This is a genomic window from Paenibacillus sinopodophylli (genome assembly GCF_005930355.1).
Classification (GTDB): domain Bacteria; phylum Bacillota; class Bacilli; order Paenibacillales; family Paenibacillaceae; genus Pristimantibacillus; species Pristimantibacillus sinopodophylli.
The window spans coordinates 85,606-102,413 of record NZ_VDBO01000003.1; the positions used below are offsets into that span (position 1 = coordinate 85,606).

Annotated in this window: 7 protein-coding genes; all 7 read right to left on the bottom strand. The window is 42.6% G+C overall.

Annotation, left to right across the window (positions count from 1 at the left end; translation table 11 throughout):
• Window positions 1-237 precede the first annotated feature (237 nt).
• Window positions 238-4,620 carry an Ig-like domain-containing protein gene (locus FGT79_RS15355; RefSeq protein ID WP_138753709.1) on the bottom strand — a complete coding sequence of 1,461 codons (4,383 nt, stop codon included), beginning with the start codon at window positions 4,618-4,620 and terminating at the stop codon, window positions 238-240.
• A gap of 178 nt (window positions 4,621-4,798) precedes the next feature.
• Window positions 4,799-6,013 (bottom strand): methionine adenosyltransferase, encoded by a 1,215-nt coding sequence (gene metK / locus FGT79_RS15360; RefSeq protein WP_138753710.1) that lies wholly within the window; start codon window positions 6,011-6,013, stop codon window positions 4,799-4,801.
• A 159-nt stretch (window positions 6,014-6,172) separates the two neighbouring features.
• Window positions 6,173-6,451 carry an alpha/beta-type small acid-soluble spore protein gene (locus tag FGT79_RS15365; protein WP_138753711.1) on the bottom strand — a complete coding sequence of 93 codons (279 nt, stop codon included), beginning with the start codon at window positions 6,449-6,451 and terminating at the stop codon, window positions 6,173-6,175.
• Between the two features lie 112 nt (window positions 6,452-6,563).
• The gene (locus FGT79_RS15370) at window positions 6,564-7,049 is read right to left on the bottom strand and encodes a hypothetical protein (protein WP_246096452.1); all 486 of its coding nucleotides are present in this window, start codon (window positions 7,047-7,049) and stop codon (window positions 6,564-6,566) included.
• Window positions 7,050-7,128: 79 nt separating this feature from the next.
• On the bottom strand, window positions 7,129-9,216 hold the full coding sequence (locus FGT79_RS15375) for a hypothetical protein (RefSeq protein ID WP_138753713.1): 2,088 nt from the start codon (window positions 9,214-9,216) through the stop codon (window positions 7,129-7,131).
• Window positions 9,217-9,435: 219 nt separating this feature from the next.
• A complete protein-coding gene (locus FGT79_RS15380) occupies window positions 9,436-11,928 on the bottom strand; it encodes an S-layer homology domain-containing protein (RefSeq protein WP_212758588.1) in 2,493 nt (830 codons plus the stop codon).
• A gap of 657 nt (window positions 11,929-12,585) precedes the next feature.
• Complete coding sequence (locus FGT79_RS15385) at window positions 12,586-16,773, bottom strand: S-layer homology domain-containing protein (protein WP_138753715.1); 4,188 nt, start codon at window positions 16,771-16,773, stop codon at window positions 12,586-12,588.
• Window positions 16,774-16,808 lie beyond the last annotated feature (35 nt).

Below are 16,808 nucleotides of genomic sequence, written 5' to 3' on the forward strand. Positions count from 1 at the left end.
AGACTACAAGAGTGATAGAAAAGTTACGTCTGATAAAAGACTACTATCGTTTTATTCCAACTGATAGATATGTCCTATGCTCCAGCCATACCAAGTTGAAACGGCTGAAGTCCTCCTCTGGCGGCATAAACTAACGTTTCGCATTGAAATATAGAAAGGTTATGGAGATATGCTATACTTCCCTATATTTGAAAAAAGCTCCACTCATCTTCGCGATGAGTGGAGCTTTCTCTATTATTATGGTGTCAAGAAGCTCACTTTTTGCAGCAGTCGCAAAATCATAACGGCTCCCTCAGCACGGGTAGCATTCGTTAGCGGACTCAGTGTCGTTGCTGTTTTGCCGCCGATAATTCCAGCATAAATCGACTTCGCGACATCTTCCTTCGCCCAAGCGCCTACTTTAGCACGGTCGGTAAAACTCTGTAAATATGAATTGCTCGATTGTGGAAGTTGAACAGTAAGTCCAGCAACCTTCGCTGCCCTCATCATCATAACGGCCATTTCCTGACGCGTAATTGGACTGTTAGGCTTAAAGGTACCATCTGTGTTGCCTGCTACGATTCCTGCTGCTGAGGCAGCACCAATATATGCCCCCATAGCGGTATTCGTATTGACGTCCTTGAACTTAGCTGCTGCTGTACGGTCACTGCTAAGTCCTAATCCTTTGGCGATATAGGTTGCGAACTCTCCGCGAGTAATGCTTTTGTTTGGTTCAAACTTCGTTGCCGTAATCCCCTCTACGATGTATTTCCGGGACAACGTGTGGATAGATGCCGCTGCCCAGTGATTGGACAGGTCACTGAAGCTCGCGGTGTTCGTCACTAGCGCATAAGCACTGTTTCCCTTCCGTTTGAACGTAGCTTTTGTCTTGCCGCTGGTCGTCTCGATCACAGTAGGAACGTAGGATATACCTCCTGTCGTTGGATCGAACCATACGACCGAGGAGTTGCCTGTGCCGACATTCAAGCTCGTCTGAATCGTACGCGACACGTAACCGTTGAAGTCATTGAGCGGCTTCTGTACAGAACCGCTGACAGCTACAACGTCGAAATGATATGGACCCGCAAGCAAGCTTGCGTTAGAGCTGTTTATTTTGGAACTTATGTTACTCGTCAGCGTTGATAAGCCTTGGTCAATTCGAATGAGCAATTGGCCGTTTGCGCTATTGTTGCTCAGCAAAGAATTAATCTTAGTGAAATCTGCTGCATTCAACTGCAGTTCATAAGTCGCATCGCCTAATTGTACCGCGAAAACTGAGTTTGCATTCAAGCGATAGGCTGTGTCCAATGCACTGATTGGCACCGCTACAATCGCTGCACTTTCAGATGCAGGTACTTTAAAGGCTACCCGTGGCGTAGCAAGGCCTGCTGAACGAGCTGTCTGGTAAGCAGTTAGTATCTTCTCTCCATTTACCGTATAACGGTTAGCTTGTACGCCTGCCGGAGAGACGTCTGTTACCGAGGTAGCTGCTGTCGTTTTTATTCCAATACCGCCACCCTCAGATGCTTCATAATCTCCAGATAAACTATCGAGTATCGTCGTTTGGTTTGCTGCACTTATATTCGTAAAACTATTTATTGTCGATCCATTAATAGTACGAAGACCTGTTGTAGCAGAATAATAAGTAACATTAACCGATTCACCTACAGCGATAGGAGCAGCAAGCGTCAAAATCACAGAGGATCCACTGATATCCACTCTTGATACATTTTTTACCGAATCATTAGCTCTAACGAGAAACTGTACGGTTGTGGGAATATAGCTGCTGCTCAAAGATTCTGAGAAATTAATCGTTACCGTCGATCCTTTTGCAATGACACCATAAATGTTCCCGTTTTGACTGCCGCCTGAAGAACCGTTTGACGTGGCATTGTTAAAGGATGCTGCTGCGTTTCCATTCAAATCTGTAATTAATGATATAGAAGCTAAGTAGGACACAGAAACGGATTGGCCTGCATTTACTGCTGATGCTAGTGTTAATAATACTGAATCTCCAGATATGCGTACTTGAATGACAGAACGAGCACTATTATCAACGATTACACTGTATTGACTTACTAATGGAACACTCTGCGAATTTAGCGTTTTATTATACTTCAAGGTAACAGTAGCTCCGCTGAAGCTCACCGTCTGTAATGTTGGCAAACCTGTATCGGGCACGCTGTACAAGCTATAATTTGGAATTGCAGCCAAGTAGTTGCCGCTTACGTCTCTGATGGGAAATGATCCTGGTGTATAAGTAACATTAACGGTTTGATAATTCTGAATCGTACCGTTAATAGTCAGTAATATATTACTGCCTTTGCTTGAAATTGATGTCGCATTGTATTTCACTCCGCCAACACTCACAGCAAACTGGAGATACGCATAGCTGTTTACGGTCATCAAATCTTTATCAAAGGTTAAAGTAACCGCGGTACCAGAGGCATTGCCTCCCACCAATATAGGCAGCGTGATATCCTTTGCACCAGAAACATCCTGATTAGCAAGACTTCCTGCTTCATTGCCTGATGTATCCTGAATAAGACCAATGGCTGCTTTCGTATAAGAAAGCTTAACCACTTGTCCTGCCACAATCGGACTAGACAAGCTAAGGTAAACAGCTTCTCCTCTTATTTGCACTCCAATTACGGCACGCGGCGCACCATTCACCGTTACATAAAAGCTGCCCGTTGATGGAATTGCGTTCACATTCAGATCTTCATTATAGGTCATCGTAATCGTGGATGCGGTCCACTCGATCTTACTGATGACTGGCGCCACCGTATCTGAGCCAAATGTACGGAACGTCCATTGATGCTCATTTAGTATGCCAGCAAAGCTATTTCCAGCCAAATCTGTCACTGCGCTAGCATCGATCGTTATATAATATTGTGAATTTAGATTTAATGCTTGAGTTGGTGATATGACTAATACGTTAGTTTGGCTTCCGTCTACGTAATAAGAAGCTGTGATAGGAGACAACAAACTATTCCCAATTGGATTGAACGTAATCGAGCCGCTATCGCCTTTCTTGATCGCTTCGCTGAACGTTGCGGTGAAGGTCTGGCTAAGCCCCACTGATACTGCGTTGTTAAGCGGGCTTAAGAGCGTTAATGTAGGTCTAACCGTATCTTGAGAAACAGTAAAGGACCATGCATTCGCTGATGTAAGTCCGGCGTAATAATTGCCTGCCGCATCCCTAACAGCGCGGTTACCAATCGTTACATAATACTTCGTGTTATTGACGAAAGCCTTCTCCGCTTCGCTGCTGATGGCTTTGTTCACGTCAACCGTCAACTGATAAGTTCCACCGCCTGTCACACGCTCAGATGTAATCGGAATAGAGCGGAACAACGCACCTGTCGTCGATTCTCTAATTTCAATAGTTCCGCTGCTTGGAAACACCGGCTCATTGAATGTAATTTGGAGCAATGAGGCAAGGCTTGTTATAGAGCTGCCCGTCGTTGGTGTAAAGACCGTAGCCACTGGCGGTATCGTTTCATTGCCGGGATCAGTACTGAAATTCCATATCGATGCTCCGGATATTCCGTGATACCACTGGTCGCCGTTTGGATCTGGCTGTGTAAAGGCGCCTGCATCAATTAATACATAGTATGCCGTATTAGCCTCCAAACTAGTGCTAGGCGTAATTTTGACGGTGTTGTTGGTCACAACGACCCTTGGAGACAGCGCGTTAAAACGCTCAAATGTCGTATTGTTGCTAATTCTGCGAATCTCAATGAACTTGTTGTTGCGTGCTTGCACATTTTTGTCGAAGGTTATGGTAAGTGTCGTATTGGTTGGCACTGATGTAGCATTATCTGCCGGTACGAACGGCGCTGCCACGTTCACAGGCGCTGCAGCAGTCGTTAGGCTCCAAGATGTCCCAAGATACAAATTCCCTGCTGCATCTTGAAAGGCCGTGTTCGGAACGACAACTGAATAGGTAGTATTCGGTTGAAGTGCCGCAGGAGGCTGTATGATAATTTGATTCGTTCCGCTGCCTCTGACTGCATTAGAAGTAACAGCAATCGCTCTGTTGTCCTCCAAGGAGCTTATGAGCACGTTTCCGCTGGCTACATAAACCGGCTCATCAAATGTAATGACGATCGGTGTAGTAATAGCTGCTGCATTTCCTGTAGGAGATAGACCTGTATGGGATGGTCTTGTAGTATCAACGGATGCAACGGTACGGAAATTCCAACTGCTCGCGTTAATAATACCAGCAAATCCAGTCCCGTTGGATTGATTGACGAACGCCCCTGCCTCTACCAGCACATAGTAATTCGTATTTAATGCAAATAACTGGGACGGATCAATAGTTACAATGCGCTGTGATGAATCAATGGTAATACGATTTGATGATAGTGGAATGCTTTCCACCAAATTACTTGTTGCATAGTCATAAATAGAAATAGAAGTTGAGCCTGAGCCCTTGCTAACATTCTCATCAAAGGTCATCTTTAAATCAGCAGTAATGGGGACGTTAATCAGATCGTCTGCCGGACTCAAGCTTAATGCGACCGGACCTGCAGATGCAGCAGACGCCTGCTGTGGTTCTGATGCCCAGCCTGCAAGACTTAATTGAAGCATCAGCATAAGGGCGATAAATGATGACAGCTTGCTGGTTCGATTCATTCCAATTCACTCCTCAAAAAATTACACTCGTACCTTATTTGTCGGTTTCATCACATGAAAAATTTAGGTTATCCTACTTTTTGTTCGGTAACAAAATAAAAAAGCTGATTGCAATGTAGACTAGCTACGTTGCAATCAGCTTTTAGCACCCATAAGGCGATGTTATATTATATAAAGCTTATACGCCGCTTTGTACACCGGCTTCTGCTTTTAGCTGCTCTGCTTTGTCCACGCGCTCCCAAGGGAGATCGATATCCGTACGGCCAAAATGACCATAAGCAGCAGTTTGTCTATAGATTGGACGACGTAGGTCAAGCATTTTGATAATGCCTGCTGGACGAAGATCGAAATTGCTAGTGATCAGCTCAACGAGCTTATCTTCACCGATCTTACCAGTACCGTAAGTGTCCACATTAATGGAAACCGGCTGAGCTACACCAATTGCATATGCCAATTGGATTTCGCATTTATCTGCAAGTCCTGCAGCAACGATGTTCTTAGCTACATAACGAGCAGCGTACGCCGCTGAGCGGTCAACTTTTGTAGGATCCTTACCAGAGAATGCACCGCCGCCATGACGCGCGTAACCGCCATAGGTATCAACGATAATTTTACGGCCGGTTAGACCCGCATCACCTTGTGGACCACCAATTACGAAGCGACCAGTAGGATTGATAAAGTATTTTGTTTCCTCATCAAGCCATTCAACTGGAACAACTGGTTTGATTACATGCTCAAGAATATCTTTTTGGATTTGCTCAAGCGTAATTTCTTCCGCATGCTGTGTCGAAACAACAATTGTATCCACACGAACAGGCTTACCGTCTGCATATTCAATCGTAACTTGTGTTTTGCCATCTGGACGCAAGTAAGCAAGCGTCTCGTTCTTACGAACTTCTGACAAACGACGAGCAATACGATGTGAAAGAGCAATTGGAAGCGGCATAAGCTCAGGCGTTTCGTTTGTTGCAAAACCAAACATAAGACCTTGGTCGCCTGCACCGATATCTTCATTCTCTTGCTTCATATCTTTGCCGTCACGAGTTTCAAGCGCTGCGTTGACGCCTTGAGCAATATCAGCAGACTGCTCATTGAGCGATGTCAATACCGCGCAAGTGCTGGAGTCGAAGCCGAATTTGGCACGCGTGTAACCAATTTCTTTAATTGTGCGGCGTGCAATAGCTGAAATATCAACATAATCAGCACGGCTGCTAATTTCACCAATAACGAGAACAAGTCCTGTTGCTACTGAAACCTCACAAGCAACACGAGCATATGGATCTGCTTCAAGGAATGCATCCAAGACAGCATCGGATATCTGATCACAAATCTTATCCGGGTGGCCTTCAGTAACGGATTCCGATGTGAACAAGTGGCGTCCTTTAACCGACATACGTATCAACCTCCTACAACCTTAGTATGAAATAAGTGCGGACATTCTACATAAAAAATGAACCTTTTCCGTTAGGAAAAGGTTGTTTGACAACTCTTCTAAAACAGTATGATACCGAAAATGTCGCTTTGTGTCAATGGACGCCGCCATATTCACCTGTTATTGGTACCCGTTTAGAACAGATTCTGCCTGCGCGATTAGTCTTTTTGTAATCTCACCACCGACTGATCCTGCCTGCCGTGTAGATAAGCTTGACCAGTGCACAATGTTACCGCTGCCGGCACCTGTCTCGGCTCCCAATTCTCCTGCAAATTCAGAATCTACTCCTGCGCCTGTGAAGCCTCCTGAGGTTAATCCAAATTCTGCAGCAATCTCATACTTCAATTGGTTTAATGCAGCTTTGCTTGTCGGAACGACTACCTTATTCGAACGACTCATGTGAAACACCTCCAGATGAATGTAGAGCACATCACTATTGTGCGTTCTGGTCATTCATTTGAAGCGTATATTCTATTGTCAACTCGGGTAAAATGTAGATCATTCATCCATATTATTGCAACGTGTAGCTGCCCTTAACCAACACAGTCAATCCATTCTTTTGGTTCGGGTCTGGCAATATTCCCCGACCCTCCCGAGGGAACAAGAGCAAATGATTCGTAGGGACGGCCTTGCCCTTCGTTAAATCGGTCCCACCGGTTAAATCTGCAATCCCACTCGCATCTGAGCTATATGCAATGGCTTTGCCAACGCGTACGATTACCTCCGTACCTTGTCCAGCCATCAATGTTTTTCCAGCTGGCACTGTTACGACTTCTAGCTCAGCTGCAGCTACCGGCGTTGAACCTCCTGTTGACCCACTGCCGCCATTCGCCAGCAATGCATCTACATAGCTTTTTGTAACGACAGGGTCCTCTGCTGAGCCAGGGGTCAGCGCATTTGATTCGGCCTCAAGAGGCGAAGCAAAATTCACGCCGACCCATATTCCGGCTCCTACCAATACTGCTGCTACAATTCCTCGTGTTACGTTTTTTTTCACTAGTAACTCTCCTCTCTCTTTCATGCATCTCCTAATAGGATACTAGATTGAACAAGGAGAGACCAGTTTTTTTCGTTTGTTAGTGATTTCCGTCAAGCCAGTTAATTGTGGAAGACATTTGAACTTGTTTTGTGAACAGCTTTTTCTTACTTCCATTGAATGTTTCATAAACATTCAGTGAATAACTGCTCCAATAACGATTTGTGGTCATAGGTTTGTTTATTGCATTATAGTTTTCTCCTACTTTCCACTGAATACTTCCTTCAGATTTCCCTTCCATATCTAACACTTGTGACCATATTACATCATTGGTAGGCTCATATTCTAGCTCAAACAACAATTTGGATTGGCTGAATCCGTTATAGCTATAGTCTCTTGTAACCACACCGCCAACATTCAGAGCTAGTAAATCCTCATAAGCAAAAACATTAAAATAATTCAAATCTAATTGATAAGGGCCAACCTGTAGATCCACATAGCTGTTTGTATCTAGCTTCTCCTCTGGCAATCCGAATAAAACGGCCCTAATATATCCTTTCGGCGTGCCATTAGATACTTTGATTAACCCATTCTCGTCAAAAGCTTCGCCTAGCAACAATTGAAGACCTTCGCTGCTGACATTAGCCGGAAGCTCCGTATAAACAATATATTGGTCTTTATTCGCTGGGCTAATCGCATTAGATGATTTTACTATTTTTGCATCATAGTAATTCCCGCTTACTGTTTTGAAGTACCCCGCGAATAACGGCAATAGATTGCTACGCGTTTGATTATTGGACACGTCCATATAAACGGCGTAGATATCACTCGTATTGCCTTTATAAGTGCGTACATCTGTTACTTTTACAGTCATTTGTGAGCCGTTCGATATCTGCGTGTATGCATTGCCTGATACAACAGAGTAAATAGGTGTAATGACAGACTTAGTTACTTCTGCGACAAGCAGTTTTTCTTCTTTAACGGTTTGATTCAATTTGAGCAGAAACTTCTTCCATTGATACTCGTAAGGAAGTTTTCCAATATAGGTGACTGTCGTTGATGCTCCTGGCGCAAGTCCGATATCACCCGTATTTTTGATTGCCTGGCTTTCAATGGTGATGTTATCATCTACAACCATTGTGCCAGCGAGTGACGGCAAAGGTAAATATACTTTTTCTTTATTCGTAATAACCAATTTCGCTATTACGTTATCATCATTGTTCCAAGGGAAACGTTGAACCGATTGAAGCTCTACTTCATATTGTCCATTGTCGTCTGTAAACGTTTGTTTAGTAGAAGATGTTGTTGTTGTGCTTATCTTGACAGGCACTTCAAATGCCGCAACAGGCAATTCAACCTGCCCGGATTCAGCTGCACCAATTTTTTGTGTAATAATCAGTTGCCAGCCTGTAGTTGGAACTGTGTTTGGAATTAATCCTGTTAGAGAGATCGTATTGAGAACCGTTGGCTCTAATAATTTATTCTGGTCTGTCGTATTTTTGAGCTTAAGTTGAAATAAACCTTTTGAGGTTTTCATGTAATAAGCGTATTCCGGCAAGGTAACGCCTAGTTTACTTGTGTTACGTGCGATATATGAAATGTTGATATTATAAATGTCGTTTACTTTGGTTACACTAACTTTGTCAACACGTGTATTAACTGCTGTATTGTTTATTTTAATGCTTTTGAATCCACCTGCTTTGACTACGTTAGAGTAATTGGTGGGGAATGTGAATTGCCCTATCGTTTTCTCATATCCAGCTACCGAGAAATCAAACTTGATAAAATTCAGAAGCAATTTATCCAATGTCACACTCGCAGCTACTTCACTGTAATACGTTAATGTTGTGGAAGACTTAGGACTTACCTTCTTTTTACTTTCTTTATCCAATAGCGTTAAGGTATAGCTTGTTCCACTTTTTGTTTTCAATCGAGCCCAATAATCAACCAAATTTATAGTCGTGCTGTCCCCATTATAAATCGTGAACGTAAAGCTGGCCGTACCTCCTTTGGAGCTCGGCATTAAATTGGCATCTGTCAGCTCTACATAGGAAGTACCGGACAAATAAACTCTCTTATTGACTGCCGTCACAGCAGCTGCACCTGATATAGGTATTGCAGTTAGTAAAACAGTTAAAGCGACCAATAGTGATATAAAGACAGATAATCTTTTGAAGTTCGTACGCATGTTTGTTTGATCACTCCGCATTTTAGAATTTAATATATTAGACGCATAAGCAACCGCTTTAGTTTCACGAGATTGAAATTTCTTTTAACGGCTGCTGCGTATAATAATTACTATAGCTTGTTAATGTGAACTGCGTGTGAACGATATAAACATCTGAGAATAAAAAAGAAAGCTGAGAGTTAGACTCTCAGCTTTCTAATTTGGTGTTAGTCGTTGTTCTTAGTTAGTTACAACGATGATAACGCCAGCTTCAGCAATACCGCCGTAAGTTGTACCACTTGCTTGAACGACTACTTGGTATTGACCTGTAGCAGGACCGTAGTTAGTACCGTCTGCAGCTACACGAAGATCTGTAAACGATCCAGTAGAAACTGAATCCAGAGCTTTTTTCGCCAAGAAGATTTGTGTGTCAGCAGTTACTACATAAGTAGTGCCACCAGCAACGATTGTTTTAGTGTCATTGTTTACAGTCAACGTAGCTGATACTGCAGTTGGAGCAACAGCTGTAACTTCTTCGTAAACGGAGTTGTTAGAGTTTGCTTTGTCAGACAAAGTAACTAGGCTGTATTTCGCCAAAGCGTTAAGTTGATCGTAAGCAAATCCAAGAGTTGCGTCATTGCTTACTGCAAAAGTTTTGTTTTCACCATTAACGTTTAGTGTTACTGAGTAAGTTGAAGATGTAGCACTTGTTGATGATTTTGCAGTGCTGATGTACAAACCGTGTACTGCAGCAAGATCAGTTGCAACGCCATCAGTTGTAACTACAACATACTTCGCTACGCCAGCTTCTGCTTTAACAGCTACTTTCGAACCTTTAACCGCATCAGCAGCAGTTGCAACTGTGATAGTAGATTTAGTGCTGTCAGTTGCATTAACTGAAGCTTTCAGGTAGATCGTGTTGCTATTAAGAACGTAGTTTGTAGTAGTGTTAGCAGTAGGTGCAGTAGTAAGCTTAGTAGCTGTTACTGCAGTTACCGCTTCGTCTGCAGTTAATGAAACAGCACCAGTTGTTGCTGGAAGGTCAATAACACCATCTGCATCAAACTTAAGTTCTACCAAAGTGTTTTTCAAAGCTACAGTTGTATGAACATCTTTTGTATATACTGTTGCAGCTTTCGAATCTTTCAAGGAGTAGTAAACTACTTTTGTGTAACCATACAACACTTGACCATCTTTGATGATGTCAACGTTAGTTTGAACATCTTGGATAAGAGCGTATTGGCTGTTGTCTACAGCATTAGCAGTTGCATAGTATGCAACTTTGCCATCTTTGTTCAGGTAGTACGTGTACTCAGTACCAATGTTTGCTGCAGCAAGACCCAAACCAGCGTCAACTGCTACGTAAGATTTTCCACCTACATTGTAAGTAGTATCAGTACCGTTTTTACCTACAGACTCAAGTTTACCAGAAACAGTGCTGCGAACTGCAGCTACAGTAACTGCTTCGCCTGCATCATTTACAATCACGTTAAGAACATCAAGTGATTTCAAATCAGCAAGAGTTGCCGCTTTACCATCTAGAGTAATTGTTGAGCTGCTAACTACTTTGAAAGTAGAACCATTCTTAGTAGTTACACGGCTGTAGTCTTTGTATGCTACAACTTCGTCAAGAACTTTGTTTGAATCCCAAACGTTAACCAATAGAGCTTGAACGTTACCAGCGCCATTCAAGAGAATAGTGATATCTCTGTCATTAGCTAGTGCGTAGTTTGTTGCTTGCTTGTCTGTGTTTTCGTAAGTAACGATTCCAGCAGCGGAAGTTTTAACTGAACCATCGTTGTAATAAACAGCGCTAGATACAGTTGAAACATCAGATGTAGCAGAGATGATGTTGCCAGCTGCTTGTGCATCTGTGATAGCAAGAATTTGGTTGCTACCGTTTTTCTTAAGCACGCTTACTGAGTGGCCAAGAAGGCTGCCCAGGCTTTTGCCGCCAGTTACAAAGAAATTAGCTGCAGTAGCTTCGTTAGCATTGTTAAGGCTAACTTCTTTGTTGCTGTTCAATGCAATACCAGTAAGGATTTTGTCTTCAGTAGTTCCAAGTTTGTTGATCAATGGAACAACGTTTGCGTTTGTTGCAATTTTCTTACCTTTTGTATCAACATCAAGTTGATTGCCATCTGCATCGTAACCAACAAGTGTAGCGCCCAAAGTGTTCGATGCCAATTCAGCAACTACACCACGGTTAGCTTTAGTACCTGTTGCAATTTCAACGCCGTTAAACAATTCAAGGTTATCGGCTTGAAGAATTACGTTATAAGGCCATGAACCTGAAAGGTATTTGTCTTGGTAACCAAGAGCACGAACCAAGATTGCTACTACCTCTTCGAAAGCTACGCTGTCGGAAGGACGGTAGTTGCCGTTAAAGCCTTGGATAAAGCCTTTAGCAGCTGCTACGTTGATGTATCCAGTGTACCAAACGTTAGTTTTAACATCTTTGAACGTTGGTTTAACATTGTTCATCAATGTTGCTGCGCTTTCGTTACCAGTAGCGATAACAACGATTTTCGCAAGTTCTGCACGAGTAATCGCGTTCTCTGGTTTGAAAGTACCATCTTCATAACCTGCAAGAATACCTAGTGCAGATAGTTCTTCAACTGCGGATTGTACTGGTTTACCCACTACGTCAGTTGGTGTTGCTGCAAAAGCTGGAACGGATAATGGAAGCACTAGAGCTGAAGCTAGTGCAAATGCTGCTATTTTTTTCTTCATAACCTTTATTTCTCCTCCTCTAGATACGTGCGGTTGTTGAGAGTTTTGTTTAAATAGTGAATTGCTCTTTTCCCTCATAGCCAGTTCACCCCCTTTCCAGAGTTGAGCATAGATTTGATATAAATGATGTCTACGATCACGATAAACCCATTTGTAAGATCATGTCGTAGAAACTTGTAAAAAATACGAGAAAATTGCTAGAGTCGCGCCACCACTATAACATTATACAATGGGCGGGCCGTACCGTAAAGAGGAAGTTGTGAATTCATTCCAATTTCTTTCCAACAACAGTAGGTCTAGCGCATTAATTCGGGTCATTGTTACAACGTCATGTATTTAAACGCACGTTGCAGCGAAAAGTTGCGATGTTCCGAAAAAAAGTTGAAATTTTATTTTGGTTGAACAGTTACTCATAAGCGGAGCTTACTCGTGTTTGTTGATTACTTCGTAAGTATAGCTTGTTTTCATAGAGATCGTCGATGTTAAACATTTTCCATGGATAATGTTTCTCGAACTTGTGGAGAATTGTTATTTGCACAATCGTTGCCTCTGTCATCATGCTCACTAATCTCAAATAAAACGAGGCAGTACCCCATGAATGAGGAGCTGCCTCGTTCTGCTTTAGAATTTTTAGCTCTATGTCATTAAATTAATCAATTACCCAATGCTTGGAAGTTTCTTCAAATCCGCTAATATACGAGCAACGATAATCGCTGCATCAGAACGTAGAAGATTGGATCTCGGTTCGAACACAGAACCAGCCTTTGGATTACTTGCATCGACTGGTGAGCCTAGAATATACTTCTTCTTCGCAATAGCAAGTACAGAGCTTTTTGCGTAGGTATTCACATTCCCTGCATCTTTAAATGTTTTTTCTAAATCCTTATCAATCTTTGAAGAGTCTGTCGCCAGCTTCATATCGAGCGCTCTGGCAATGATAACAGATGCTTCTTCCCTTGTTAAGTTAGAGCTTGGTTGGAATGTTCTCGGGCCTGTTCCGCGGATAAGGCCTTCCCTTGCAGCAGTCTCTACATATCGGTAATCCCACAACGCATCTGGATTAATAATAGCCGGTACGTCATCAAAGTGCGGCTTGCTCAGCTCATAGTTGAGCGGAATATCGAGCGCTTTAACCATCATCCTTGCGAACTCACCGCGCGAGATATAAATGTTTGAGCCGAAGTCATCGAATCCAGCAGCATTCATTATTCCTTTTGCATAAATAGCCTCAAGGAAGTTTCTAGCGTAAGGATGTGATGTCATATCTGTATAAGAATAAACCATTTTACCCACAACATAATAGCCGAATTTATTGAATGGCACAGTTATTGTGTTTTTCTTAACGTCTACCGTACCACCAATATTTTCCCAATACTTTGCTTTCACATCATAACGATATACCGTAATAATTGTACCAACACTATCTTTCATATTCGGGTCGAAAGCTAATGTTAGTGTTCCTGTTTTGGATGTAACAAGCTCTCTATCATCCGGTCGCTCGTCATAAGTAGGTATTTTCGTTCCGCCAGTCCCCTTAGCATTCGGGAATTGGTAAGGATCTACTCCTCTTGTTAACGGATCGTAAGTTGTTGTAGCTGGATCATCGGCTAGACCTGCGTCAATCCAATATACTGGGCTTGCTTTCGTGAACCGCGTTGGATAAGACAGTCTGAATCTTGTACCGAAGCTCTCCAAAATAATGTTGAAGTTTGGCGGCAATGCTTCTAGCTCACGTCGATCAACGACACCGTCCTCTGCATTTGCTATGGCAAACAAAAGATTATGACCAGTAAACACTTGGTTCTTTAATGCTGCTGGTACGTTGAAATCAGTACGTATGAGCGTTGTACCTTTCTCAAATTTCAAATTGACCGCTCCATCAAAAACTTTATGGTTGCTGGCCATTGGATCTAGGTATTGAGCGCCTGGAATATTCGTCGGTGCATATGTGATTTCAATGCTGCTTTGTACTTTATCGTTCGCACTTGTAATAATGAAATCAATTTTGTTTTTCCCGACCTTTAGCTTGTCTACAAATACTCGATAGGTGTTTTTATACAACAGTTCGACAGTTGCAGGGTTGTTGTCGGAATCGAAATCAATTTTTTCCGCTAGCTGTTTGTTGATCGTAATCGATTCTGCACCTGGTGCGTCAATGATAACCTCAACATAGTTTTGGTTTATAATGCTCTTGTTCGGTAAGATCGGGCGCAGAATCGTGTATGGCAGCGAAGTTGGATCCACTTCCAAACGATAGGATGCTTTCGGACCTGTCTCACCATTGTTGAATACCGTAAACGTATATACGCTGGAGCTTCCGTCTGCATTCAATGCTTGTCCTGTCAAAATGAATGAGAACGTTTTGGTTACGATATCATATCGGACAGACAAATTGGCAACATCATTATTAGCGGTATTATTAACCGTGCCAATAATCGTTGTCCCTCTTGTAATGAGAAGCTGTTTGCTTAGATTCCAATAAATTGGATTGGAGAATGCTGTGCTCTCTACTTTGAGAATATAGCTTGTAGAATCGGTCAAATCAGCTGATGAATCCATTTGTTGAATTTTCGTTTGAATATTGCTCACTATAGCTGCATCTGTTGCACCTGCAGCAACAAAATCGATAAAATCAAAAGTACCAAAAATATTCATATTAGCTTCATTAGTCGTATAAACGCCGCCACGATTCACAAAGCTTGGATCATTCGGGAATGGTTCTGTATACTTGCTTCCATACGGGTAAATAGTTGTTCCTTCTACTGGAATGACCGGTAGATTTGTAGGAATCATATACAGCTTGATTGTTTTTTCGTATGAATTTTTGCTGCCTTGGAAAACAAATTTAATTTCATTTTCCCCGCTGAACAATGCATTAAAAGCTTTTTCCTTCTCGTCCACATCGGTTGTCACAGAAGTGTCGTCCAAAATTCTAAAGCTTGTGGCCGTGCCATTGGACTGCAGCCTAATTGGCGTATTATTTACATAGAAAAAGATCGTCTGAGCCGTGTTTGTGCCGCTGTCGAAATCATAACGAATTTCAGACGTGTTATTAATATTGTTAATCACACCTTTGAAACTGCTCAGTGCCGTTGTAATGGCATCGTTTATCCGCTCTGATTTCAATTTATTCGTATCATCATAAACAGTCATATTATCAAATACGCTTGTGTAGCTTACATAAGGTCCGAACAGCATTGTGAACTTAACCTGTTTGGTAGCCCCGCCCGTCCCGCCAACCTGCAGCGTAACCGTTTGTGTTCCTTCGAAAGGCAACTTTTTGAAAATCAAAATTTCACGCTTGTAAATTTTCCCGTTAATGTTAACAAACTTATTAGCCAGCGTGTCAGTCACATTCTCTACATTGTTTACATCCGTGTAGGTGTAGCCTGTTGCTGGCGCGTTTGAGACGTTCTTAATTTCTGTTACAGCAACAGATTCAGCTGTGTCGGATAAGCTTGCATTGCCAACAAGAACTTCCATTGCGAATGGCACGCTATAGAGATTAGCGCCTTCTAGCGGAGTTCCTGTCAAAGCTTCACCATTACCCGTACGATATCCGCTCAGGTAATTAATATTTTCGATGAATTTTTTCGAAGCATCCTGCAAAGAAAAGCTCATAAGGCCTGTACCCTCATCGACAGGTGTCTGACCGAGTGCAACCTTCTTAGCGTTCTGTGCAGTCAACACAATGTTGTAATTTTTGTCCACTACAAGTGGGTTCGCTCCCCCTGCATGATTGGCACCGATATTCGCTGTAAACTCATAAATGAAGAAAGCTTCCTGACCTGTATACGTGCCTACCGGAGTAGCGATTTGTCCACCCGGTTGTACAAGAGTTCCACCATTCCCCGTTATCGTATACTTCATTGGAATGCTTCCTGTACCAGAATTAGGATTCGGATGCGGATCAAGTATGCCATCTTGCGGTGCATCATCGGCCAAATAGTTAGGTACAATAATTTTACCCGTAACTGTAGTCGAGCTCGCATTGGTAACCAGCAAATTAGGGCTGTATTCAAGAGGCTGAGACGAGTTAATCGTACTTCCCGCACCCGTTATGCCATTTAAGTTCACGTCATAGAACGTTACCTCGCCATTATAGAAAGCAACCTCACGAGTCGTTTCAACCGTTTGATTCGCGTTTTTCACTTTGATCGTAACGAGATTTTTACCTTTTTGAAGCGTTATGGGTGACGCCGCAAACTGATAGCTGTTAGAGCTGTTTACGGAATAGGTTTTGCTGCTCCCGTTAACATCTACTGTTACCTGCTGAGCATTCGGCGCAAAGCCCGTAATACTGATATCCGCCGACTGGCGTCCCGCTGATGCAGTAGAATGGACAACCGTCGTTCCCGCTTCTTCAATATTGAATTTGTTTCCATCTAGTTGGGCAACTAAGTCATAAAATACCGGACCATTATGATATTCGATATAGATGGAGTTTGTAACTTCCCCGCCGCCTTGAATACCACGGAATGTGATACGGTTCAAGCCTGGAAACAGCTCGACGTTATAGACCTGTATATTGAAACCATTAATATAGATATTGCTTGTAATGTTCTTACGCTCTGATCCAATCTGATCGTCAGATGGATCTTCATTGCCTTTGTTATTGATAATTTGATGTACACTATACGATACTGATGAAGGGTCTACTCCTGTAATTGAACCTGTTAGAGTCAAACTTGGATCAGTCGTCACCCTCGCCTGCATGGATAAATCCTTCTCCGTTGGGAAGCTAAAACTACCTGTCGCGGCATTCGCCACAGGAGATGAACCGAACGGCGGCAACAATGTAATCAATAACGCCAGTGTTAATGCTAATGACAATAATCTTTTCAAAACAGTGTTCCTCCTTTATGTATATAACGAGCATG

What these genes read in the sequence shown, in the direction of transcription:
- FGT79_RS15355 (WP_138753709.1), bottom strand. Translation starts at nt 4,620, where the DNA reads ATGAATCGAACCAGCAAGCTGTCATCATTTATCGCCCTTATGCTGATG.
- metK (WP_138753710.1), bottom strand. Translation starts at nt 6,013, where the DNA reads ATGTCGGTTAAAGGACGCCACTTGTTCACATCGGAATCCGTTACTGAA.
- FGT79_RS15365 (WP_138753711.1), bottom strand. Translation starts at nt 6,451, where the DNA reads ATGAGTCGTTCGAATAAGGTAGTCGTTCCGACAAGCAAAGCTGCATTA.
- FGT79_RS15375 (WP_138753713.1), bottom strand. Translation starts at nt 9,216, where the DNA reads ATGCGTACGAACTTCAAAAGATTATCTGTCTTTATATCACTATTGGTC.
- FGT79_RS15380 (WP_212758588.1), bottom strand. Translation starts at nt 11,928, where the DNA reads ATGAAGAAAAAAATAGCAGCATTTGCACTAGCTTCAGCTCTAGTGCTT.